Origin of the sequence: Clostridium sp. CF012 (genome assembly GCF_018861755.1) — a bacterium.
In the GTDB taxonomy this organism is placed as follows: Bacteria; Bacillota; Clostridia; order Clostridiales; family Clostridiaceae; genus Clostridium_AD.
Genome location: NZ_JAHLEF010000003.1, coordinates 87,783 through 113,368 on the forward strand (window position 1 = coordinate 87,783; position 25,586 = coordinate 113,368).

At 33.9% G+C, this 25,586-nt stretch carries 21 protein-coding genes; 9 read left to right on the forward strand and 12 right to left on the reverse strand.

What is annotated here, in order from left to right; translation table 11 throughout:
* Positions 1-28: 28 nt before the first annotated feature.
* A complete protein-coding gene (locus tag KPL50_RS04660; protein ID WP_216297295.1) occupies positions 29-712 on the forward strand; it encodes a response regulator transcription factor in 684 nt (227 codons plus the stop codon).
* Positions 705-1,880, forward strand: coding sequence for a cell wall metabolism sensor histidine kinase WalK (locus KPL50_RS04665; protein WP_216297296.1), 1,176 nt, complete (start codon positions 705-707; stop codon positions 1,878-1,880). Before KPL50_RS04660 ends, KPL50_RS04665 begins: the two co-directional genes overlap by 8 nt.
* A gap of 141 nt (positions 1,881-2,021) precedes the next feature.
* Here KPL50_RS04665 and KPL50_RS04670 read toward each other — a convergent pair whose 3' ends face one another.
* Positions 2,022-3,164: an aldo/keto reductase gene (locus KPL50_RS04670; protein WP_216297297.1), complete on the reverse strand. Its 1,143-nt coding sequence runs from the start codon at positions 3,162-3,164 to the stop codon at positions 2,022-2,024.
* Positions 3,165-3,680: 516 nt separating this feature from the next.
* Between KPL50_RS04670 and KPL50_RS04675 the strand changes: the two genes are divergently transcribed.
* On the forward strand, positions 3,681-4,760 hold the full coding sequence (locus KPL50_RS04675; protein WP_216297298.1) for an HD-GYP domain-containing protein: 1,080 nt from the start codon (positions 3,681-3,683) through the stop codon (positions 4,758-4,760).
* A gap of 79 nt (positions 4,761-4,839) precedes the next feature.
* Here the strand turns inward: KPL50_RS04675 and KPL50_RS04680 are convergent, their stop codons facing one another.
* The 4 genes from KPL50_RS04680 to KPL50_RS04695 form a co-directional block, all read right to left on the reverse strand.
* Positions 4,840-6,315, reverse strand: a complete 1,476-nt coding sequence (locus tag KPL50_RS04680; RefSeq protein WP_216297299.1) for a YdiU family protein — start codon at positions 6,313-6,315, stop codon at positions 4,840-4,842.
* Between the two features lie 189 nt (positions 6,316-6,504).
* Positions 6,505-7,740 (reverse strand): methylamine utilization protein MauJ, encoded by a 1,236-nt coding sequence (gene mauJ / locus KPL50_RS04685; RefSeq protein ID WP_216297300.1) that lies wholly within the window; start codon positions 7,738-7,740, stop codon positions 6,505-6,507.
* Positions 7,741-7,911: 171 nt separating this feature from the next.
* Positions 7,912-8,418, reverse strand: a complete 507-nt coding sequence (locus KPL50_RS04690; RefSeq protein WP_216297301.1) for a DUF2798 domain-containing protein — start codon at positions 8,416-8,418, stop codon at positions 7,912-7,914.
* A 271-nt stretch (positions 8,419-8,689) separates the two neighbouring features.
* Positions 8,690-9,409: a hypothetical protein gene (locus KPL50_RS04695; RefSeq protein ID WP_216297302.1), complete on the reverse strand. Its 720-nt coding sequence runs from the start codon at positions 9,407-9,409 to the stop codon at positions 8,690-8,692.
* 368 nt (positions 9,410-9,777) lie between these two features.
* Between KPL50_RS04695 and KPL50_RS04700 the strand changes: the two genes are divergently transcribed.
* Positions 9,778-11,115 (forward strand): serpin family protein, encoded by a 1,338-nt coding sequence (locus KPL50_RS04700; RefSeq protein WP_216297303.1) that lies wholly within the window; start codon positions 9,778-9,780, stop codon positions 11,113-11,115.
* Between the two features lie 639 nt (positions 11,116-11,754).
* Positions 11,755-12,828 carry an NlpC/P60 family protein gene (locus tag KPL50_RS04705; RefSeq protein WP_216297304.1) on the forward strand — a complete coding sequence of 358 codons (1,074 nt, stop codon included), beginning with the start codon at positions 11,755-11,757 and terminating at the stop codon, positions 12,826-12,828.
* Between the two features lie 225 nt (positions 12,829-13,053).
* Here KPL50_RS04705 and KPL50_RS04710 read toward each other — a convergent pair whose 3' ends face one another.
* Positions 13,054-13,548, reverse strand: a complete 495-nt coding sequence (locus KPL50_RS04710; RefSeq protein WP_216297305.1) for a hypothetical protein — start codon at positions 13,546-13,548, stop codon at positions 13,054-13,056.
* Between the two features lie 368 nt (positions 13,549-13,916).
* On the opposite strand from KPL50_RS04710, the gene KPL50_RS04715 reads away from it, so the two are divergent.
* From KPL50_RS04715 to KPL50_RS04725, 3 genes are all read left to right on the forward strand, one after another.
* Entirely contained in the window at positions 13,917-14,981 is a 1,065-nt protein-coding gene (locus tag KPL50_RS04715) for a helix-turn-helix domain-containing protein (protein ID WP_216297306.1), read from the forward strand.
* Position 14,982: 1 nt separating this feature from the next.
* Positions 14,983-16,227 carry an FAD-dependent oxidoreductase gene (locus KPL50_RS04720; protein ID WP_253200466.1) on the forward strand — a complete coding sequence of 415 codons (1,245 nt, stop codon included), beginning with the start codon at positions 14,983-14,985 and terminating at the stop codon, positions 16,225-16,227.
* 340 nt (positions 16,228-16,567) lie between these two features.
* Positions 16,568-19,252, forward strand: a complete 2,685-nt coding sequence (locus KPL50_RS04725) for an FAD-dependent oxidoreductase (protein WP_216297308.1) — start codon at positions 16,568-16,570, stop codon at positions 19,250-19,252.
* 168 nt (positions 19,253-19,420) lie between these two features.
* On the opposite strand, the gene KPL50_RS04730 is transcribed toward KPL50_RS04725, so the two are convergent.
* The 6 genes from KPL50_RS04730 to KPL50_RS04750 form a co-directional block, all read right to left on the reverse strand.
* Positions 19,421-19,957: a TlpA disulfide reductase family protein gene (locus KPL50_RS04730; protein ID WP_253200453.1), complete on the reverse strand. Its 537-nt coding sequence runs from the start codon at positions 19,955-19,957 to the stop codon at positions 19,421-19,423.
* Complete coding sequence (locus tag KPL50_RS04735) at positions 19,935-20,807, reverse strand: 4Fe-4S binding protein (RefSeq protein WP_216297310.1); 873 nt, start codon at positions 20,805-20,807, stop codon at positions 19,935-19,937. The genes KPL50_RS04730 and KPL50_RS04735 overlap by 23 nt, the downstream gene beginning before the upstream one ends.
* A complete protein-coding gene (locus tag KPL50_RS26885) occupies positions 20,800-20,934 on the reverse strand; it encodes a CD1871A family CXXC motif-containing protein (RefSeq protein ID WP_253200454.1) in 135 nt (44 codons plus the stop codon). The genes KPL50_RS04735 and KPL50_RS26885 overlap by 8 nt, the downstream gene beginning before the upstream one ends.
* A complete protein-coding gene (locus tag KPL50_RS04740) occupies positions 20,924-21,544 on the reverse strand; it encodes a hypothetical protein (RefSeq protein WP_216297311.1) in 621 nt (206 codons plus the stop codon). Before KPL50_RS04740 ends, KPL50_RS26885 begins: the two co-directional genes overlap by 11 nt.
* Before the next feature lie 96 nt (positions 21,545-21,640).
* On the reverse strand, positions 21,641-22,771 hold the full coding sequence (locus KPL50_RS04745; RefSeq protein WP_253200467.1) for a HAMP domain-containing sensor histidine kinase: 1,131 nt from the start codon (positions 22,769-22,771) through the stop codon (positions 21,641-21,643).
* Between the two features lie 6 nt (positions 22,772-22,777).
* A complete protein-coding gene (locus KPL50_RS04750; protein ID WP_216297313.1) occupies positions 22,778-23,455 on the reverse strand; it encodes a response regulator transcription factor in 678 nt (225 codons plus the stop codon).
* Positions 23,456-23,644: 189 nt separating this feature from the next.
* Between KPL50_RS04750 and KPL50_RS04755 the strand changes: the two genes are divergently transcribed.
* Complete coding sequence (locus KPL50_RS04755) at positions 23,645-25,585, forward strand: ABC transporter ATP-binding protein (protein ID WP_216297314.1); 1,941 nt, start codon at positions 23,645-23,647, stop codon at positions 25,583-25,585.
* Position 25,586 lies beyond the last annotated feature (1 nt).

A 25,586-nucleotide genomic window follows, 5' to 3' on the forward strand; every position in this document is an offset into this window, starting at 1 on the left:
ATTTATTATTATAGATAAGGAGATCTTTATGAGATTGTTAATTGTGGAAGATGAAATCAGTATATTAGAAGCGCTTCAAAAAGGTCTAAAAAAGGATGGCTATGCAGTAGATGTGGCACCAGATGGAGATGAAGCTATAGAGCTTTTAAGTTTTAACACCTATGATTTAATTGTACTAGATATTAATTTACCTGGTGTAGATGGTTTCTCTATTCTAAAGGATTTAAGAAAAAATAACCCAGATACTAGAGTAATAATTGTATCTGCTAATAGAGAAATTGAAGATCGCATAAAAGGATTAGATTTAGGTGCTAATGATTATTTAGTTAAACCCTTTGATTTCCAAGAGTTAAAGGCAAGGATACGGAGTTTATTACGAAGAGAATTTGTTAGTAAACCTAATATCCTAAAGGAAGCAGGTCTTGAACTTAACTTGTCTACGCTTAAAATAAGTTTTGACGGAAAAGATATTCCGTTAACACTAAAGGAATATTCTATATTAAAATACTTGCTTCAAAATAAAGGAAGAGCCGTGAGTAGTGAGGAGTTATTTAATCATGTTTGGGATGATCATGCTGACCCTTTCACAAAGGTTATTAGGGTGCATATCTATTCCTTGAGGAAAAAATTGATAAGTGCTACAGGTAAAGAGGATATCATTACTACACTAAAAGGCGTTGGCTACCTATTTAGAGGTGTTCAAGATGAATAAACTAAATATCACACTTAAATGGAGGTTTACCCTATTAACAGTTCTTCTTATAACCCTATCCTGTGTTGCTATTGTAACATCTATGAATATTGATATTAGAAGAACAATTCCAACTAGTATTCTTGCTAGTAGCTCTACTGAAAATCTTAAGGTAAAAGAAAATGGAATCTCACCATCCCTACCAACTGACTCTATAGATAATAGTCAATCACTTACAGCAACCATTGTAACATCTGAAGCCACAATGACAAATGCTGTTTCTAGTATATATACGGGGTCTATCATAACTCTACTCATCATTATTTCTCTAGGAGGCATAAGTGCCTATCTTATCGCAGACAAGGCTTTAAAACCCGTACAGGTGCTAAATGAAAATATTAAAAATATTAGTGGAAATAATTTATTAGCCAACCTAGAGGTTCAAGGCCCACATGATGAAATTAAGGAGCTTAGCATTTCATTTAATCAAATGTTAGCAAAGCTTAATAATGCCTTTACCTCTCAAAAACGATTTAATGCCAGTGTAGCCCATGAACTTAAAACACCCTTAGCCGCCATGAAGATTAATATAGATGTATTAAATGATGGAGAACAAAAAACGGTAGAAGAGTATAAAGAAACGCTAGATATTGTAGAAAAATCAGTAGGTAAGATGAACAGCATGATAGAAACTCTTTTAGACTTAGTTAGAGAGGAAAATACTTCTTTAGATGACCAGGTTTATATGGTTATGATTATAGAGGATGTAGTTGAGGATTTAGCAATCATTGCAGAAACCAATCATATTGCGTTAGATTTTAAAATGCTTACCGCTGTTTCATCTATTAAAGGAAATGAAGTGCTCCTCTACAGAGCGATTTATAATGTAGTAGAAAATAGTATAAAATATAACAAGTTACATGGACAAGTTAGCATTAACTGCTACCAGGAGAAAGATACCATAAGGATTGAAATTAAGGATACAGGTAAAGGTATACCTATAGAGGAAATTAATAATATCTTTGAACCTTTTTATAGAGTGGATAGGTTTAATATAAGCTCAAGTAATGGCATGGGATTTGGCTTATCCTTAGCTAAGTCAACTATCACCATTCATGGCGGTGAGATTAAGGTTTATAGTGAACTGGATAAGGGAACTAGGGTTATAATCAGTTTACCTGTAATCTGACTCCATAGCAATATTATCATAAGTGGAGTCTTTGAAGCAAATGCCACGGGGTCATGAACAAATTGTAAGCACAATTTGTTCATGACCCCGTGGCATCCTTAGATTTTTCTTGCAATATGTGCTTATGTTATTGAAGTTACCTTATACAGTTACATCATTAGTTCCTTTTTCTTCCCATCCCGCAATCTGTTTTAATCTATCTATTATAGGAAGGTGTTGGGTGCATTCTTCTAGGCATTTGCCACACTTAACACATTCATTAGCAAATTTTTTATTACTCATAGAGTAATTCCAATATTCTAAGCCATAAACAGACTGAATCATTTCTTCATCGCTTTTCTTAAACATTTGCTTTTCATTGTAAAACAACATGTATCCTGGTATATTAATTCCTTTTGGACAAACTTTGCAATATCCACAGCCTGTACAAATCTCATTCATATTTTCTCCTAATATATTTCTTAACTTATTAATATCTTCTTTTGTAAAAGGCTTTGATTCATCAGCTATCCTGCAAGCTTCATCAATATCGTTCATGCTTCCAAACCCAACTAAAGTTATAGTAATTTCAGGACTAGATATGTTAAATCTCAAGGCTACTTCTGTGGCTGTTTCTCCGTCTTTTGTTAAAAAAGCCAATTCTTTTTCATGACTCGGAATAGAACCTCCACTTAAGGGATTCATTGCCACAACACCATATCCATTATTATAAGCATGAGTTACTCCCTTCCATCTATACGGGAAGTTCAATAAATTAATTCCCATGGTAACTCCTTCAAACTTATTTTCATCTAGCACCTTTATTACTTGCTCACCTGGTTGATGGGAGGAAAAAACAATATGATCTATCAAACCCTCCTCTTTACATTTAAGCAATCCCTCGTATTGCCCTCCTTTTTTCATGCACAACTCATAGTGCTCCATCTTTCTTATACACCAAACGTGATAAAAATGAATTTTAGGAACTCCTAATCTCTTTAAAGAGGTCTTTACAGCATTAACTGCCTTTTCTGCGGTATCATACACCTTAGGTTTTCCCTTAGTAGAAACAATAAAATCTAATTTTCCTTCTTTTATCATTTCTCTAAAAGCAACACCAAATATATCCTCACTTCTATCATCACAATATCCGGGTGCAGTATCAAAATAGTTTATTCCTTTACTATAGGCATATTTAATTAATTCTGCATTTTCCTCATTACTTTTACTTAAGTCAAATCTTAACCCTCCAAAGCCCACTACAGAAACTATTTTTTGAGTTTTTCCATATTCAGTGTACTTCATATCCATATCCCCCTTTTAAATATAAAACATAATTATATTACAATATTACTCTAAAATATTGCTCTCAATTTGTTTATTTCGATTATATATAGTAAATACATTATTTTTAAGTTATTATTAGCTAAAATAAGCGTAAATGGTTCCACTAATTTCCACGCAAAAAAAAGTTCTTGGAATCTCCTGTTATAATTAAGTTACGACAAAAAAAATAACTAAGGAGAAAACATGAATGTTAAACAACTGAATTATAACAAAATCCTCAACAATATACAAATCTTTAACTTACAACACCTCAATTCTATGAGGGATGGGTGAATACCTCATATTTCTTTATAAGTAATAAAATATAGCATCTAAATATAAATTGTTAAATACGACAATTATTGATAATAAATGATGTATTTCCTTGACAAAATATGACACATTCATATATAATTATAACAACAAAGAGTATAAACTAGACTTTGCAAAAGAAATAAACTATCAATATTTTCAATATATTCGGGGTGAGTTTAAATGAGATATGTACCAATTAAATATGTAAGAGAAGGCATGATTTTAGGTAAAACCTTGTATGGTAATAATGGAGAAGTTCTGTTAAAGAAAGAATCACCTATTCATCTGTCATATGTAAAAAGATTGATTTATTTAGGTTACTGTGGAATCTATATTAATGATGAACTATCTGAAGATATTACTGTAGCGGAGGTTATCAGTGAAGACTTAAAGATGAGAACGATAAAATCAATAAAAAATTTAATGAAGCCAAATAGAACAAAAAAGCAGGTACAATCTTCACTTAAAATTATTGAAATATTAATGGGAAATATTGTTGATGAGATATCAGGTAATGAGGATATCATGGTTAATATGATGGATTTAAGAGTAGCAAGCGAGTACACATTTTATCATTCCGTAAATGTTTGTATATTATCCATGGTATTAGGTGTAGCTCTTAAATTTAAAAAAGAAGATTTGTATTTATTAGGCACTGCCGCCTTATTACATGATATAGGTAAGATATATACCCCTAATGAAATATTAGATAAGCCTGCTAAATTAACTTATGAAGAGTTTGAAATAATAAAACAACATTCCCAAAATGGCTATAGCTATATAAAAGAAAATTTATATATCAATACTAAAGTTTATATGGGAATATATCAGCACCATGAAAATTATAATGGTACAGGATACCCCTTAAGTATAAAAGGGAAAAAGATATCTCTATTCGGACGTATAATAGCAATTGCTGATGTATATGATGCACTTGTATCTGATAGACCTTATAGAAAAGGTGTATTGCCCTCTGAAGCTATCGAGTACATTATGGGTGGTGGTGGTACTATGTTTGATCAGAGTTTAGTGAAGATTTTTTCTGATAAAATAGCACCTTATCCAATAGGTACCTGTGTAAAATTGAGTAATAATTTAATAGGAATAGTTGTTAAAAACTATTCCTGCTATTGTTTGAGACCCTCAGTAAAAATTTTACAGTCTGAGGATAAATTAGTATCACCTTACTTAATAAATCTTAAAGATTCAAACTATAATGTTACTATCGTAGACATGGTGGATTCATTGTTATATCAATGAACTAGAAAAAAGTCTTTGTAAATGGTAAGCAAGTGCAGTAATCCCAATTTAGTTTTCACAAAAGATTAACTTTTTTAAATTAAGTACCGCAAAAGGTTCGATAAGGACGGGTTGATATCGCAGGTAGTTTAGCGTAATCAGCCTGCTCCGGGGAGTGCGCGTAGGGGTCTTTCAGAACATCTAGAAGACGCTCCATCACGCTGTAGTCGCCTTGTTTCACTGTGGCTTCTAGTGCAGCTTCTACCTGGTGGTTACGAGGGATTAGCGCTGGATTTGAACTCCTCATAAGCTGATGCGAGGAGGCTTTCGGTTCTTTCTGTCTGCCTAGTCTCGCCTGCCACAGCTCATTCCAATGAACAAATTCTGTGGTGCAAAATAGGGCCATATCCAACCCTGTATCAAAAGTTAATGAGAGGAAGGTATTGGTATAGTCCGAATGATACTTCTGCATCAAACTGAGGAGACCTTCAATGAGGGCTTCATCCTGCATTTCCTCATTAAATATTCCTAGTTTTGCTCTCATTCCCGAGAGCCAATTAATGTGATACAACTTAGTAAAATCTGCAATTGCTTCCTGAGCTAGTTTAACAGCCTGGTCCTGATTAACATGTAGCAGCGGCAATAGGGTTTCAGCAAATCTCGCGAGATTCCACTCGGCAATATGGGGCTGATTGCCATAGGCATAGCGGCCTTGAATGTCAATGGAACTGAATACCGCCTTTGGGTCATAGGAATCCATGAAGGCACAAGGACCATAATCAATGGTTTCTCCACTAATGGCCATGTTGTCCGTGTTCATAACCCCGTGAATAAAGCCAACCAGTTGCCATTTGGCAATCAGCGTGGCCTGACGCTTAATTACTTCCCGAAGTAGAAAAAGATATTGGTTCCCACCCGCTAAAGCGTCTGGAAAATGTCTTTGCAATGTGTAATCAGCTAGAGTGCGGAGATCCAGAGCTGTTCCCCATTTTGAAGCATATTGAAAGGTTCCGACTCTGAGATGACTGGTAGCCACGCGAGTCATAATTGCACCAAGTTGCTCGGTTTCGCGGATTACTGTCTCACCAGTTATCACCACTGCAAGGCTGCGGGTGGTATCAATACCAAGCGCATGCATTGCTTCGCTAATGATGTATTCGCGTAGCATCGGTCCAAGTGCCGCTCGACCATCGCCTCCTCGGGAGTATGGTGTTTTACCTGAACCTTTCAGTTGAATATCAAACCTTTCGCCTGAAGGCGTGATATGTTCGCCAATAAGCATAGCCCTGCCATCCCCCAGCATAGTAAAGTGCCCGAATTGATGCCCTGCGTAAGCCTGTGCAAGAGGTAAAGTTCCTTTTGGAATCTGATTACCAGCAAGCACTGCTATGCCATCATTGCTTTGCAACTCATTGACGTTAAGCCCAAGGGATGATGACAAGGAATGATTGAAAATAATCAACTTCGGTGAGCATACTGGGTTTGGTTTGATTATGTTGAAAAATGCTTTTGGTAGACGAGCATAGCTGTTGTCTAAGTTCCATCCTATTTCTATTATTTCTTTTCTCTCTGTCATGGTATCTCCTTTTCTTCTTATATTTTTTTATATATTTTTTGTTTTACATAAATTAAATGTCATACCATTCTATGACTTCTTTGATTATCTACTTTCTATACCAACACAAGGTAGCCATTCTTAGTGTCTACTTCTATAAATTTATTATACCCTTTTTACATTGTAGAATGTCAAGAAATATACTTACACCTAAATTTCCGAACAATCTTTAAGCACTTTTACTGCAATTAACTTTAGTAACGGTATCTCTTGCTGTATTACATAGTCACTTTGTTCAGGAATTGCTAAATAATCATCTGTATCTCCCTTAGCATGGGCAATAGCACACCTGTAATAGTATATCCTTTCTGCCAATTTCCCTATAATTTTTTCATCAGATTTAGATAAATCAATATTTAAGCTTGCTACTGAACAACTTGTGTATTGTCCCATTCGTTCTTGATTTTCATTAATCCAACCCTTTATTTCAGTTATATCTAATCCCCTTTTTAAAACTAATTTTAATGATTCTCGTTCACTTAACGTACTTACATATTTTTTTAGAATTTTTTTTAATTCTCTATGATTTATAGTTTCAGTTGTAATATAATCCCCAGATTTTATCTCATCAATTATTTTATAATTTTGTGCACGATTAAAGAAATATTCGAGAACTTGATAATAACTTAAATATTTCATTCTTATATCCTCAGTTCCTATACCATTATTAAAGTACATTAATGGTTCTGATTCATATTCATTTTCATGAACTTGTAACCCATATAGTCCATCATTTCCCTTATCTCTTAATTCTTTATCTAATTTTACTACCTTAAAATTTAATTCTAATTCCATAGAACATTTTAGTAATATCTCATTAACCTTATGTTCTATTTGCTCTATAGACATTTTATCAACATTAATCAATTGTATAGCCATATACTCTTCTTGGCATGGTACTGTATGATTTATTCCTCCAAAATCATCCTCAAATACAAAGTAATCATACAAAACTGACCAGATTAGATCACTTTTTATACCAATACACCCAATTGCTTCTTTACCATCATATAGATTTACTGCACCAATATCTAAATAATCAACAAAACCTTTAATTATTTTCTTTTTGGTACCAAGATCACTAGCTACAACTAAACATTCGTAATAATTTGCAATTTTAATAGCATTATTACCAACTTTAAAAAAGACATTATAAAACATTGGTGAACATATCCCCCGTAATTCTCTCCAATCATCTCCTTCTTTAAGATTATTTACAGCCGCCTTAAAATATCCTAGCTGTGCTTTAAGCATCTCTCTAAATGTATCTCCTAATTCTATGATTTTACCTGCAATATTAACTTCATCTACGCTATCTAATGATAATCCTATTACCCATTCTTTTAATGCCTGTACATTTACTAATCGATCCCCATACATTGACATATTTCAACCTCCTAAAATATTTTATCTTTCATATACCAAACATAAAAAATGATTCTACTCTTATTATTAAATAAAATATCGAATAACACTATTAATAAATTTATTAACGATGTGATCCTTCATGTGATTATCAAGAAAAACTTAATGATAAATTAATTGATAATTAATCACTTAACCTAACTTCAAATCATTTTCATCTAAATCAGTTTCACTCTTGTCATGGATTATTCTCATCACAGTTCTTGCAATAGGCTGTACAATAAGCAGTTCCAAAAATATAACTACACAAAAGTTTCGTGGCCAGTTAATTGGGAACTCTTTAATGACTTCCAGACTGAACCCACTTGCTAAAACTCCTCCCACATTTGTCATAATAATGGACATACCAATAACGGTAAAAAATGTCCTAAACAGAATATGAGAATTCAAACTATCTGTTGGTGAACTAAAAACATTCACTAGTTTATCAGCTACCTTGCCCACAATATACTTTTCAAGTATCATTGCAATTATAAAAACTATTGGAAATGCTTTTAATGCTGTAACTATAGCTTCTCCTGAAACTCCACCCATGTTAATAGAAATATTCATGGTTGCCATGAATATACAAGTCAATGTACATATAACACCCCCATAAATCAATCCTTCTTTTTCATTTCTAGGCATACATTTTTCCATAATTTCCTCCTTAGTTTTATTTAAATCAAAAAAATGCCTTGTACCGACGACAAGTGATCTGACCGTCGGTACAACGCATTGACTTTACTAGTGTAGCATAATATTTTCATTCATGTAATACCCTAATTTTATTTTTTAGATTTTGTTAAGATTACACATTATTTAACTGTTTTTGTTAATGGCAGATTGTATTTTTCTCTGATTAGATTTTCTATTTCAAGAGTAAAAAATAAAAGCCCTGAATTCAAGACTTTTATTTTTCACAACTATTCTATTTTATAAGTGTTAAAGCATTTAAAAGACTTAAAAGTCTAGTTGCTAAAGTAGTTAACTTTGTGTTTTTTTCTGTATACTTTTGAAACACATTATCTAATCTTTCATTCAGTTTATCTAAGTAAGTTTTCTCTACAGGTACTACAGGTACTGTAGGCTCAACTATGGGTACTACAGGTGCTACAACAACACTAACTGGTACAACTGGTGAAACTACTGGTTTTACTAAAGCTTTCTTAGTAGTTGCATCTTTTACAGCTAATAAAACTGAATCAGCTTCAGTTTTTACTAATGGATCTAATACTACCTTGGTATCTTCAATTCTCTTTAATTCTACCTTAACTGCCTCTGCATTTTTAATAATTGTAGTTTTCAAAACTTTATTAGCATCTTTAACTGTTGCTATTTTATCTCTTTTAACTTTTAAAGCTGCTTTATCTTCTACACTAATAACTGGCTTAATTTTGTCGTATTTATGTTCTTTTCCCTTTTTGAAGTCTTTGTGATTCTTATTAAAGTTTTTCTTATCTTCATGATTTTTAAGGAATTTCGCATCCCATTGCTGAGTTTTTGCATCTTTGAAATTTATTTTCTGTGCTACAGAAGTTGGTTTTCCACCGTTCTTAGTTTTATTTTGTTCACAAGCATAAACTCCAGATGATACACCGATTGATAATGTTAAAGCGAGTACAAATAAACTTAATTTTGCATTTTTCATGTTAATTCCTCCTCATATTGTTCTTATGTAGATAACAATTATTGATCATTATCCCATATTTATCTTTTCACTTTTATATACGATACATGATGTAATTTATTAAAGGGTTTTTTGATTTTACTTAAAGTTTATTTTATTTTTGTTAAAGTGCTAATTCAATGATATAGACCATAGGAACAAAATTTATTAATGTTTTGTATAATTAAATAAGGACAAAACAGTATTTAATTACGTATAGCTTATAAATAGATATTTGAAAAGGTGGTAGGTCCCAGGTCTATTCTCTACATTAACATTTACTAAGGCAACATGATATTTATTAAATATGCCACATACCATGTGGGTGGCAATGTTAAGGAGTGAATTTTATGAAAAAAATACTTTCTTTTGCGGTATGCATTGTAGTAATAGCAAATCTTGTAGCTTGCAATAGCGATGCCAAAAGTACTGCTGTAAAAGCCCCTGTTGATTCTAAAAGTATTTCATTTGACGGCTATGATAGTAGCAATGCTACTGTAAAAACCACTATCTATCCTAAAAGTATTTCATTTGATGACTACGATAGTCGCAGTGAAGTTATGGAGGAAAATTCAATAGATGAAAGCTATAAAAAGGCACTAAATAAATTTTCCTTTAGCTCGGCCTCAAAAATTCTAAGTGGCCAGTCTAAAAATATTAGCTACTCACCTACCAGTCTCTATATGACATTATCACTTGCAAGCATAGGGGCAAATGGTGTAACACAAGATGAAATATTTTCTGTTCTTGGTGCAAGTGGAAAAGGAATAAATTATTTATCTGAGCAAAACAGCAAGCTTTTCAGACTTATGTATTCTGATAATAAGATAGGGAAGCTTAAAATTGCAAATTCACTATGGCTTGAAAAAAACATTAGCTTCAAAAATACTTTTATAGACAATGCGGTTCGAAACTTTTATGCATCTATCTACAATGTTGATTTTTCTGATGATAACTCAGCGAAACTTATGAGTAAATGGGTTTCTGAAAATACAAACGGTATACTGTCACCAAAGATGAGTATTGATAAAAATCAAATCATGTCCATTATCAACACCATATATTTCAAGGACGAATGGGTTGACCTCTTCGATGAAAATAATACAAAGCCCGATACCTTTTATTTTTCAGATGGTGGCGAAATAAAAGGTGATTTTATGAACAGAACATATGCAGCTCATAGCTATGTAAAGGGAGATGGTTTCACAAGCGCCTCTCTCGGTCTAAAGAATTCTAGCAGCATGATGTTTATTCTTCCTGATAAAGGTATGAGTGTTGATGATCTGCTTTCTACCCCGGAGAAAACAGCCTTGCTTTTCGATGAGAAGGAGATTAAAAGTGGGAAGGTAATATTTCAAATACCAAAGTTCTCATTTGGTAACAGCCTTGATTTAAATAACACACTTAAGATTATGGGAATAAAATCGGCATTTCAGCCTGAGGCTGATTTTTCGGGTATTAGTCAAGGTGCAGCCTTTATCTCAAATATTAAACAGCAAACACACATCGCTATTGATGAAAAAGGAGTTGAAGCTACTGCATTTACGAAAATTGATTATGATGGGTCAGCAGCACCAAAAGAAAATGTAGCAAAAATGATTTTAGACAGACCCTTTATTTTTGTAATTAAATCTGCTAATGACATGATCCTCTTTATTGGTGTAGTTAATAATCCGTCCATAAATTGAAAGAGCAGACTTGAAATTAAAATTTCAAGTCTGCTCTTTATTATTAAACCAGCTTATATAGTGTAAACATATAAAAACCCATTCATATATTAATCTATAATACTATATTTTATGGAGGAAACAGCTATGTATATAAATAAAAATACGATTAGTGAGGGGTTACCCTATTACACTTATGGTTATCGATGAGGTTGCGGTCCAAAGGTCAGTGAACCTTCAGAAAAAGGACCTTTATATTGGAACCCACCTAGTTATATTCCTAGTATATATAAAGCAAAAGCTCTTGGTTTCACAAAAACACCTGGTACAAATATTCTTAGCCAATCAACAATTAACCCCTGCATGAAAAAATATATGTATATTTGGTTAAATAATGGTACAGAATTTTGGTCCGTACCTATATTAGTAAGAAATAATTATATACATGTATGGATTTGGAACAAAGTTAAATGGACGTATCATAGATTAATTATAGATAATATTGATTGCTTTATATGCTACTGACCTATTTCTCCATTTTACTAAATTCCCAATCATGTAATATATCCCAATATAGATAATATTCATAAAAAGTTCATAAAACTCTGATACATTTACTATATGAGTTATAAATTCTAAACAAATGAAGGAGATGAACTGATGAAGAATTCCCTGAGAAGTATAGCAATTGTAATAACTTTAATTATTACTTTAAATGGAACTGCCTTAGCGGCTCCAACGAATAATAAGCTAAGACAGCAAAAGGATTCACTAACTAGAATTCAAGAACAAAGAGAAGAAATCGAAATGAAAATAGAAGAATTCGATAACGAAATTCAAAAAACCATGGCTAAAACAGAAGAGAATAAAATCAAGATATCTGAAACTGAAAAGGCAATAGAAAAAGCTTCAGCGGAGGTTAAACAGGTTGAAAAAGAAGCTCAAAAGGAACAAGAATTATTTAATAGTAGGATGAGAGTTATGTACATAAACGGATTTGATAGTTATACCAGTATAATACTTGAATCAGAGAGCTTTGGAGACTTTATATCAAGGGTAGAAAACATAAAGACCGTTATAGATTTTGATAAAAAGGTAGCGGATGAATTTGAAGCCACAAAAGAAGAATTAGATAAAAAGCAGCAAAATTTAAGTAAGACAAAAGATGTATTACTGAGTTTACATACAGAAAATAAGCAAAAGTTGGACAAGTTAATTGTCACTAAAAAGTCGCAAGATAAGTTGTTGACTGAGCTAAATAGTAAGGAAAACCTTCTTGTAGGACGTACGTCTCAACTATCAGTAAATAAAAGCATAACAAAAATAAATGGAATAAGAAAATCAGCACCTAAAAATACGCCTTCACGAGGTTCGGCTACTATATCAGAAAATGCTATTATAGCCTACGCTTCTAACTTTCTTGGCACACCATATTTATGGGGTGGTACAACACCTTCTGGCTTTGATTGCTCAGGATTTACGCAATACGTGTACGCTCATTTTGGAATATCAATAGGAAGAGCCACCTTTAATCAGATAAATGATGGTGTACAAGTATCTAAGGACAACCTTCAAACTGGAGATTTGGTGTTCTTTGGAACCTCTGCAAATCCCCATCACGTCGGTATTTACATTGGGGATAATAATTATATACATGCTCCACGTACAGGAGATGTGATTAAAATATCACCTATGTCAAGATCAGGTTTTTTAACAGGTAGAAGGGTAAAGTAAAAAGTACATATTGTTAGAATCATAATTTAAATGTTTGTTTAATTCACTTTAATAACTTCTTAAGGCACATTGAAATAAATCACAAGTCAGTATACTAGCAATTTGACTTGTGATTTATTTCAATGTGCCTAAATAATTATAATATGCTAAGTATCCTTAACCATCTCATCTTTACATAAATATTAAAATATAACTCTTCTCTAAACTTCTTAAGATATTCAGTTTTTATTTACTAAAATTTTTAATTAACATATAAACTCCAATAGCGATAAAGATAATAGGTATCATTAAACTTGTATTTATCCAATAGAAAATATTACCAACTAGCATAATGGTAAATGCTAGTACCGAAATAGTAGTTAAAATAAATACTGGAACAAGTATTCCACGCTTTCTCCCACCAAACAAATATAGCTGATATAATCCTATAGCAACAGCTAATGGGTATACAGGCCAAGTATATTGCGCAAATTTCCAGTTAGTAAAGGTTTCAAAGAAAAATAATATCCCTATTGTTGTAAGAATTCCTCCTGGTACTAGTAACCCTGGTTCTTTTCTTCTTGAAAAATATCTTTCTTCAAAGGTAAGCCCAGGAATAAGAACAAAAGTAGGCCACAACTGACTAATTGTAAACAAACGAATGTTTAAAATATTACTTACAATTGACCCTACTCCTATAAAAATTAGAATTATTCCCAAAAAATAATTTTTACCCCTCATATAATTCCCCCAATATTTTAATTTTTTCAGATAAATGATAATTATTTCACCCTTATTTTACCACAAACACGTTATCAAGATATAGTATATCTGATAAATTAATTATTTAGAAACGGAATATAGTAGTTGTATTTTATTATTACCTTATCGCCTAAATTCAGCACTTCTACCCTTATTAATAGATAAATATTATTAATATATATATAAGTGGAAAATTTGACTTATCTTTGAAATCCAACTACAATTCAAGTAATAGAATAAAAAAAATACCATTTACTCTCACTTACTAGATCTAGTGTTCCAAATAATACCATGGGGAAGTTTGAGCGGCTAAGCAGGTAGGTAATCTTTAAAATGGGGGCTCTGTTATGAAAGTAGAAGTTTTTAATGCACATAACAAATATATGATTTTAAAACATGCTTTGAAAGAAAATAACGTTTCACAGACATGTGAATTGTTTGGAATTTCAAGAACGACATATTACAATTGGAACAGGGCTTATGAAAAGCATGGCATGTTGGGCCTTGAAATCAAGGAGCCTAAAAAGCCTAAAATGCCAAATAAAGCGAATAGAAGCATTGAAGATGAAATTTTATCGCATGTACAGAGATTCCCTACAGATGGACCCAAAAGAATTTACTATGACCTAAGAGTGGAAGGGTTTAATATTGGGGAATCAGGCATTTACAATGTCTTAAAGAGGTACAATCTGTCAACGAAAGTTAAGCGGATTGATTATTCTAAGAACAAAGGGATTTATGTAAGCGAAAAACAAAAGAATAAAAAATTAGCGCTGTGTTTTGAAAATACTAAAGAATCTTATCCAGGATATGTGGTGATTCAACGAATCGATTTTTTAGGTACATATGACGGTATTGGTAAAATATATCAATACAGTCTTTATGACACCTATTCAAAATGGGGTGTTGTGAAACTATATAATAAAAAGCAAGATATTGATATTTGGTACTATTTTGAACTCAAACTGGTCTACTTGATGAAGACCTTTAATATAAACATTGAGAATTTAATTACTGCAAAAACAAAAGAATTTGTACCCTATTTTATTAAAGGAGACAAGTATAAGGAGATTATAGAAAATTCCCACATCAACCATAGGTTCATTGCCCTTGAAAAAAATACTATTCTTGATGTTATGAGTGACTTTAATGAGCTCTTAGTCAAAGATTTTTATAACAAAATTGGAACTGACAAGACCCTTAACTCCTTTATTAAGGTTGAACGTGCACTTCACAAATTTTTAAGGCATTACAATTTCTCAAGAGTAATCTCAAGTGGTTGTAATTCAGGAAAGGTACCGGCTAAAGTTATCCTAGATATAGCTATCCAAAATAATTTAGATTTAGATACGTTGCCACTCTGGATTTTGGCTTTGCTTACCCCGCTTAAAGAAGGTGATCGAGTTGAATAAAATGGACCATAAGATTGCTATTATTGGCGGAGGACTTTCTGGGCTAGCAATAGCCGCGGGTTTACAAAGAAAAGGGTATAAAAATGTTACTGTTTTTGAAAGAGACAATCGACTAGGGGGCAAATTGCATACGATCTGCTATAAAGGTAAGTCATATGAATTCGGTGCTCTTTTTAGTATGCCTTCTCAGAAGCATCTAAAATCACTTATGAAAACCTTTAATATCAAAATTGATGGCCCCAGGATATCGCGTGTTAATTATGATACAAATGGCAATAAAATCATGCAAATACCAAAAGATGCCTTAGGCGATTTTGTTAAAGAACTCGATAGACTTCCTGATGTTTTAGCGGAGTATAAATCCCTAGAAAAAGTTAACATCCATAACATAGAGGCTCCACTTATGCTTCCATTTTCAAAGTGGTGTGATATAAATCAGTTAAAGATTTTAAAAACAGTTTATGCGCATTATTTCACCAGTTACGGATTGGGTGATATTGAGGCTGTGCCAGCACTTTATGTTCTGAGGATATTGAATTATGATAATTTAATGTCTTTTATGGAATTGCCTGAACTTTGTATGTGGAAAGAGGGTGTTTCTGTGCTAACTGAATGCTTAAGGCAGAGAATCAAAGATATTAGGTTGACGCAAAACGTAACAAAGATTTCACTGTCAAATCATGAGAAATTATGTGTTCACACGGATTTTGAGGTACTTGAATTCGATGGCGTAGTAATCACAGCCCCTTTAACCCAATTTTCGGATTTTTATGCTGCGGATTATGAAATGAAACAATTTTTAAGCTCTATAAAATATCAAAATTATAATGTTTACGCTTTTATAGTGGATAAGGTGCCAAAAGGATGCGGTTGCGTGCTCGAAAACTTATCTTTAAAAAAGAGAGGCCATATCATGATCTGGTGCTCACGGTGGGATTCAGTAAGTGGTGAAGAGATGGTTATGGTTTATGCTTATAACAATCCTGAAAATTCTAAAGCTGCCTCTCTAAAAGTTATTGAAAGTGATTTATTGAAATTAGGCATTCAGAATCCAAGGCTCTATCAGTTTAAGCGCTGGCAACAGTGTCCACATGTAGATACCAGTGTTCTGCAAAAGGGATTCTATGAAAAAATAGAAGCGATGCAAGGAAAAAATAACATTTTTTTAGCGGGTGAAATCATGAGTACCGTGTCAATGGAAAACAGTATTCAGTATTCAGAGTATTTAATTAATAAATATTTTTAATAAAATTAAGTGTTGCTTAGATGATTTTGAATCATTTAAGCAAATTTTTTATTTTCAAGTACAGTTTACACTTATATGTATAATAATCTTTCTCATGAGCATTAAACACATCATTTATCCCATTTTCAATATGTAAACTTTACTCGAAATAGAAAGTCGACAAACGTTGAAATTACAAGTGTGTTATTTTTTTGACAATAATATTGTTTTTAAATATACTTAAGATAGCAAAAGTATAACAATATAACGAGGGCGCTAGGTATCACTAAGCTATTGTAAACGTTTTTTTGCTTTACAAAAAATAAAAATAAAATTTAGTACGCAATAAGGGGGCCCACGTATGGTAAAAGAAAGAGTATTAGACCTTGCGAATAAAATTAGTAGGACAAAGCGTGGTTCAAAATCAGAAATTACACCAGAGCATCCGGAATATAAAGTTCTGGAACCTGTTGTTACAGAAGAAATGGCAGCTGTAGCACTTTGTCTTGAATTACGTAAACCGAAGAGTGCAGAGGAAGTTGCTACGCTCTGTGGTAAATCTGTAGAGGAAACCAAAATACTCTTATGGGAATTGGCCGTTGCCGGTGCTTGCCTGGTTGGTGATAAAGACGGCGTTGATAAATACTGGCTTGAGATTTGGGTTCCGGGCCACATGGAATTAATAGTTAACCACCCACATAGGGAAAACGTTAAAAACTTTAAGCAAATTGGCGAAGCTTTTGATACATACGGAAAAAGAAGAGCCCCTATTGCGGCAGGTATTTTCCCTGTAGGAAAAGGACCCATGCGTGTAATCCCTATCGAAAGATCCATTGAAGGGGAAACCAGAAGAGCATCCTATGAGGAAATTTCCAAATATCTCAATGAAAATACTATTTTCTCAGTTTCCAATTGTTCTTGCCGTACTTCAAGAGAAGCTATGGGAGAAGGTTGCGGTCACTTGAAGGAAGATATGTGTATTCAGCTGGGCGATGCTGCGGAATTCTATATCCGTACAAGCAGAGGCCGAAAGATTACTCGCAAGGAAGCTTTTGAGATTATTAGAAAAGCCGAAGAAAATGGTTTGATGCATCAAATACCGAATACAGATGGTCCAGGAAAAACTCACGCCATTTGTAACTGCTGCGGTTGTTCCTGTTTAGCTGTGAGAAATGCCTCAATGTTCTTGAACAACGATTTTGTGCGTTCAAATTATGTTTCACAAGTCGATAAAGACAAATGTGTTGCTTGTGGAGAATGTGTTACGGTTTGCCCTGTTAATTCATTGAAATTAGGTCAAAAATTATGTACTAAAACACCAATAATTGAGGAGAAAAGAGTGGACTTCCCATCTAATACGGAGTGGGGTCCAGACAAATGGAATGTGGATTATCGTACCAATAGAGAAAATGTTGTTGAAACCGGTACAAGTCCTTGTAAAACAGAGTGTCCAGCTCATATTTCTGTTCAAGGTTATATTAAGCTTGCTTCTCAAGGGAAATATAGAGAAGCGCTTGAACTTATCAAGCACGAAAATCCATTTCCAGCAGTATGCGGACGTATATGTCCAAGAAAATGTGAGTCCGCCTGTACAAGAGGTGATATTGATGATGCGGTTGCTGTGGATGAAATCAAAAAATTCATTGCGCAGCAAGAGTTACACATGGAGAATCGCTATATACCAAAATTGAGACATGAATACGGGAAAAAAATTGCCATTATCGGTGCTGGTCCATCAGGTCTGTCTTGTGCTTTCTACTTAGCCATTGACGGTTATAAGGTAACGGTGTTTGAAAAACAAAAGGCACTTGGTGGAATGCTTACACTTGGAATCCCATCTTATAGATTGGAAAAAGAAGTAATTAATGCAGAAATTGATATTTTGAGAGAACTTGACGTTGAGTTTAAGACTGGTGTTGAAGTAGGTAAAGATATCAGCCTTAAAGAACTTAGAAATAAGGGATATGAAGCATTCTATCTTGCAATCGGTGCTCAGGCAGGTAGAAACCTGGGTATACAAGATGAAGATGCAGAAGGCGTTATTACAGGTGTTGAGTTTCTGCGAGATGTAAATTTGGGTAATGATATAAAACTTGAAGGAAACGTAGTTGTAATTGGTGGCGGTAATGTTGCCATTGACGTTGCAAGGACAGCCACAAGAGTTGGCTCCTCAAAAGTTGATATGTTCTGTCTTGAAAGCCGAAAAGAAATGCCAGCGCTTGATGAAGAAATTGAAGATGCATTGTCAGAAGATATTGGTATCAACAATTCTTGGGGTCCAAAACGAATTCTAAAGGAAAATGGACGTGTATGCGGTATAGAATTCAAAAAATGTCTTTCAGTCTTCGATAAAAGTGGAAAGTTTAATCCTATATTTGATGAAAATCAAACTGTGATTGTTAAGGCAAATCATGTTCTGATTTCAGTAGGTCAAGGAATAGACCTGGGCAAACTGCTGGAAAACAGCAAAATAGAATTAAATCCAAACAAGACCATCCAGGCAGATTCCTTTACGCTGCAGACAGGAGAGCCAGATGTATTTGCAGGTGGTGATGCAATGACAGGTCCTAAGTTTGCTATCGATGCTATTGCTATGGGTAAAGAAGCTTCAATTTCAATCCATCGTTATGTTCAACCAGGTCAGAGCTTAATTATCGGTCGTGACAGGAGAGATTATCATTCACTTGATAAAGAAAACTTAACTCTTGAAAGCTATGATCGTATGCCACGTCAAAGAGCACTTCCTGTGGATGGAAAGAAATCAAGAGAAACCTTTAAAGATTTACGAACTACATTTACAGAAGATCAAATAAAGAAGGAAGCAGAACGTTGCCTTGGCTGCGGTGCTACAATTAGAGATGAATACATGTGTATAGGCTGCGGTGCATGTACAACCAGATGTAAGTTCGACGCTATTTCACTTGTCAGAAAATATGACGCGGAAGGCGTACCGCTTGAAAAGCTTAAACCGTTAATTGTTAAAAATATGATTGTGCGTAAAGGTAGAATCTTTGTCCATAAGGTTACAAAGGCTTTACACAAGTAGAAATCATTACTTGTTAAAATGAGACTCAGAAGCTGTATCAGAAAGACCTATTTTGGTTGTTATCCTGACGAAAATAGGTCTTTTAGCTACACCAAAATTTATACGTATTATACAAAGCTATCAGATTATATTATAGAAGTCATAAATTCCATCACTCTTATTTTTGAATCATTTTATAATTTCATCAATCCTTTTCAACAGCTTATCCTCTTGGTTTTTCACAACGCCAATTAGTGGTGCCCCGATTATATTTCCATTGCCGTCGACAATATAGGTGGTTGGGTAACCTGTAATTTCGCTGATAAAATCCTTATAAAAGGGGCTTTTCATATTGGGAATAATATTTGTAAAAGTAACACCTTTTTCCTTTAATATGTTTTTAGAAAGGGCTAGCGCTTCCTTGCTATCACCTGAACTTGGGTTAATTGCTATTAAATTAATTTTTTCTTTTTTGAACTTTTGATAATACTCCTCTAATTCGGGCATTTCTGCGATACAGCTACCACAGCCATTTGTCCAGAAATTTACAATAGTTACATCATAATCCTTAAACATTTTATTTGTGACGGTGTTACCATTAAAATCTGTTGCTTCGAACTCTGGAAATGGATTGATAGTTGGGGTGATTTCATTACTACCGCAAGCGGTGAATGATAATATACATATAGCGGACAATACAATACTAATAAGTTTTTTCAATTTCATTTTTCCTGTTACCTTTCTTTAAAATTATATTTTTACCTATAGCATGATAAGAGCAGGTGCTAATACAATCACCACATCTTATGCACTCACTATGATTGGGGGTTTTGTAAACCTCAACATCCATTTTACATACCTTTGCACAAGCACCACAGCTTGTACATTTGTTTTTGTCTATAGTATATCCATAAAATGATAGTTTGTTAAATAAGGCATAAAACGCACCAAGAGGACAAATCCATTTGCAAAAGGGACGATAGAAAAACACAGATAGTGTAACAATTCCTATGAGTATACAGCTTTTCCATATGAAAAGCCAGCCCAGAGCCGCACGAATTCCACTGTCTGCTATTGCAAGAGGTATTGCTCCCTCTAAAATCCCGGCAGGACATAGCCACTTGCAAAACCATGGGTCGCCCATTCCCACCTCATTTAGTATTGTCATCGGCAATACTATTACAAATAAGGCAAGTACCACATATTTAAGGTATGTAAGTAGCTTTAAATTTTTAGTACTGAATTTTCTTGAAGGTATCTTGTGGAGTAATTCTTGAAACCAACCAAAAGGGCATAGAAAGCCACAAACAAATCTGCCAAGCAATACGCCAAATAAAATCATGGTTCCTATTATGTAATAAGAAAACTTAAACTTTGATGAACCTATCACAGCTTGCAAAGATCCTATGGGACAAGAGCCTACTGCACCGGGACAGGAATAGCAATTAAGTCCGGGTGCGCAGATGCTTTTAAGACTACCTTTGTATATTTTTCCTGTAAAGAATCCTGTTATATGTGCGTTTTGGAGGAAAGTGGCCAGGGCTTGTATTTCCCACCTATTGTTATTATTAGCCAATTCCAACACACTCCAAACATAGGTTAATAGCTTTAGCAAACACCTCTTGTACTTCTCCACGAAAAGTACCTACACCTATAAACCCCAGTGCTATGAACAAAATGATTGTGGAATATCTATTTCTCATTACTTAAACCCTCTGCATATGAGTTTAGACTATCGGTATCGTCTTTATAACTCCATGCAGTGTAAAATCCACCATCTTTTGTCCAAACAGAAGAATAATCTGTTTTTAAAATATCGGCATATCCCTTCAAGGATTTTTTCATTTCCTCATTGTATACAATAACAGGGAATTTTACACCTTTTAATCGTTCCTTAGCCCCATCTAAATCCTCATCCAAGACTACACCTAAAATAGGAATATCATATTTTACAAATTTGTCATAAACAGAGTTAAGGATTTTAATCTGCTCAGTAGCCTTATCGGATTTGGAGTTGAAAAAGGCAACATGCATTTTACCAGCTATAACATTTTTAGGCGCAGGGGTACCATCAAGATAGGTTGTTTGAAATGGCGTAAACAGATGAATTTTGGAGAGTGAAGGTATGGGTTTATAGTTTTTTTCAATCCATTCATCATTAATCCATCCCTTTGATTTGGCGTCTGCTACCGTTATAGTTCCATTTTCTAAAGCTGCCTTGATTTTTTTCTCTGATGGCTTTGGACTACAGCCTACAAGAGTAAATATAAGTACTAAAGATAATATACCTGCTACATTTTTTTTAAATTTCATATTCATAACCTCCTTTTTCCTATTATGTCATTATCAACATAAAATCCGTGTTAAGAAAAAAAGAGTGCAGGACTTTAAGCCTGCACTCCCCAAAATTCATAATATTGTTTTAAAGCAGCTACCTCCATTTTTATTGGACCTAACCGTAATTTCACCATTATGCTTATCAATTATGGTTTTCACCATAGAAAGTCCAAGTCCAGCTCCACCCATTTGACGAGAACGTGATTTATCAACTCGAAAAAAAGGTTCGAATATGGTTTTCTGCATATCCTGTGGTATACCTATACCTGTATCGGAGATTTCTACAATACTTTTTTCGCCCCCAAAAATTATAGATATGTCAATCTGTCCATTAGCATTATTATACTTTATAGCATTTTCAATAAGATTATAAAAGGCACGATATAGCAAATCATAATTACCCAAAACGATTCGGTCATAACTAGGGAGTTTAATTCGGATGCTTTTAGCCTTTGAAAGTAAAGATAAATCACTTGCCACATCATCTAACAAATTTTTTAGTGAAATCTCTTCGTTTAATTCTAAATCTTCCATATTAGTCATATCCAATAGATTTTTAACAAGTGCTATTAAACGATTGGTGTGATTACCAATAACCTCAATAAGAGATTCGTATTCCTCTGATGTATGACTTTTTTTCTTTTTAAATACCTCTACCTTTGTCTGCAATACTGCAAGTGGAGTACGTAGTTCGTGTGCAGCACTCTGGGAAAATCGCTGCTGCATTAAAAAAGATTCATTCAGCTTATGCATCATTCCATTAAAAGACAGTGTTAAATCAGAAATCTCGTCCTTTGCCTTTGGAATTTCAATATCCTCTGATAGATTAAGTACATTTCTTTTTTTTATCTGACAGCTTAATTCATTAACAGGCTTAAGTGCTTTTCCGGAAATATAATAGGTCAATGCACCACCCAGTGAAATAATGAGCATCATATAAAAAGTACTTTCCAAGCGAAACCCTTTTCTTGCACTTTGAGAAATAGTTGATGCTGGTGGTGGAATAGAAAGTGCAGTGTCATTTAATGGGGATGGAATTTTTTCTTCAACCGTGGATTTTGCTGGTGTCATAGACGTCGCTTCTATCATATCAACCATTCTGAATGCCGATAGATTTAGTATTAAAGTAAGCCCCACACAGCAAATGGTTAAAAGTAATATTGTTAAAAAGGTAAGCCTTAATCTAAGTGGCACTTTTTTCATCACTATTTATACCTCCTCTTGACGGATAAAGTAACCCTCGCCTATCTTTGTTTGTATGATATCATAGGTAAGTTCTGCTTTTAGCTTTTTTCTAAGGGAAGCTATGTGAACACGGACAGAGTTACTAAAGCTATCTGCATTTGAGTCCCAGATGTGCTCTATAAGCTCTTCCTGGCTGATTACTCTTTCCTTGTTTAAAAGGAAATACTCAAGTAATGCAAACTCTTTTCGTGTGAGAAGAAGTTCATTTTCCTTAGTATAAGCTATGCGTTTTACAGTATCAAGGGATAGATTGCCCAAGGTTAAAATTGAATCCTCCTGCACAAATTTTCTACGGAGTAGATTCCTTATTCTTGCCTCTAATTCCTCAAAGTGAAATGGTTTTGCAAGATAGTCATTGGCTCCTAAATCAAGTCCTAAAACCTTATCAGCTACACGCCCTCTTGCAGATAAAATCAATACCTTAATATCCTTGCTTTGCTTTCTAACTTCAGTTAATAAATCTAATCCGTCCATTTTGGGCAGATTTAAGTCAAGTATAAGCAAGTCATAGCTTTCTGATGTTACAAGGTCGAAAGCTGCCTCACCATCATGACAGGTATCAACTGCATATCCATCTATTCTAAGCCCCTCTGCAATAGAGTCACATAAATCTATTTCATCTTCTACTATTAAAATTCGCATTAAAATCACCTCAATTAAAATAATAACATAATAACATAATATTTGTGTTAAGAAAATTTTTTTTATCTTAACACGAATTTTATGTCATATAGGATACAATGGGCACATCAAAACAAAAGCGAGGTAAAAATTTATGAAAAAATTTATAATTATTAAAAAAAATCCATTGGTAATTAAGGGGAGATTAGAATGTTTGAAATAAAAAATATATCAAAAAAATATAATGATGACTACGCACTAAACAGTGTAACCCTTGAAATTGGAAAGGGACTAAACTTTATTATCGGCGCATCGGGAAGTGGCAAAACTACTTTGCTTAAAATTATAAGTGGTATGGAGCAGGAGTTTGATGGTCAGGTGTCTTATAACAATAAAGACATCAAGACCCTTACAAACAGCGAGAAAAGTTATTTTTACAACAGTGTCTTTGGTTTTGTTTGGCAGGATTTCAATCTTATTGAGGATTTAACTGTTTTAGAAAATATCAAGCTGCCCCAATATCTTAAAGATACGCAAAATCAAAGGGAAATAATTAAAATTATGAAGGATTTAAAAATCAGCGAGCTTATCAATCAAAAGGTAAAAAATCTTTCGGGAGGGCAAAAACAGCGTGTTGCTATTGCAAGGGAGCTTGTGAAAAATCCTGATGTTATCATTGCAGACGAGCCTACCAGTGCATTAGATGAGAAATCCACAAAAGTCACAATGGACATTCTACGAGAAATTGCAAAAGTAAAAACTGTTATTATTGTAACCCATGACACCTCACTGATAGGGACAAACTCCAATGTTTTTGAGCTTGACAAGGGTGAGTTAATAAAAAAGCCTCAAAGCGAGCTTATTAAGACAACAAAAAATCAAGCTTCCTTAAAGTGCAGGTTGAGCCTTAAAAATGCCTATTCTATAGCAATAACTAACACTAAAAGAAAGATTGGCAAATTTATAATAACAACACTTTCCCTTTTAATTGCTGCAACCCTCTTGCTTGTAAGTATTAGTGGAGCAATTGGAGATAGCAGCACAAAAATGTTTGATACCCTTTTCTCTACTTATGGTGATGGAATTTTAGATATAAATATTGTTGGTAGCTTTACCAGTGCTGGTGGTACCGATGGAAATAAAGATGACCCAAAGGCTGATGTGAAACAAAATATTGGTGGTATGTATAATAAATTTCTAAATGACGATAGGGTATCACATGTTGTATTTTTGGAGGCATTCTCTAATATTAAAATAACAGCAGAGGGTAAAGACTATAATATCCAAACCTCTAATAGTGTACCAGTTGTAAATAAGCTGACAGCAGGCAAAATGCCCATGGGCAGCGGCAATGAGGTTGTTGTACCAAAAAGCTTTATCGAGAAAATGAATATTACAGATAAACAAGCAATTGGCAAAACAATTAGCTTTAAAGGTGAGGTGTATAACTGGGATAGCGGTCAGCCTGTTCTTATGCCAGTTACCACAGATGCAACAATTGTTGGTGTGGTTGATACCACAGTTATTAGTGAGTATGAGGGTAAAAAATCTGAATACTCCGTTGATGACGCTTTCTTCTTTAGCAAATCTGCACTAGATAAAATGAGAGCACAGGGGAATATGTCAGGAGATAAAATAAATTTTTCCATAAGAGCAAAAACACCAGCGGACATGATTGCCATAAAAGACGAATTAAATGCAAAGGGTATAGTTCCCCTTGGAAGATTTGAACTGGTTGAGGATATGGTTAGATTGAACACACAAACCACGGCTCAGTCAGGCTCTGCTACGACTCTGATTTCGGTGCTTTCAGTTATCCTTGCAATTGTAGTAGCATTAATTACTGCCATTATGAGAAAAAGAGAATATGCAATTTATAAGGTTAGTGGGTTTAACAATAAGAATATCAGCTTGTTTTCTTTTGCAGAATTTAATATTGCAGCAATCACTGCAGCAGTGCTATTCCTTGTAGCTTCACCTCTTATCAATAAGGGGACAATGGCATTCTTTCATGCTGATATTTTGAACAGAAAACTACTCATTACAGGGATTTTACTTGTAGTTGCTATGGGGGTAGTGTCATACCTTGCAGAGCTAATAGTGGCAGTAAAAACAAATGCAGTAACCGCCCTAAAGACAGGAGACAGATAAG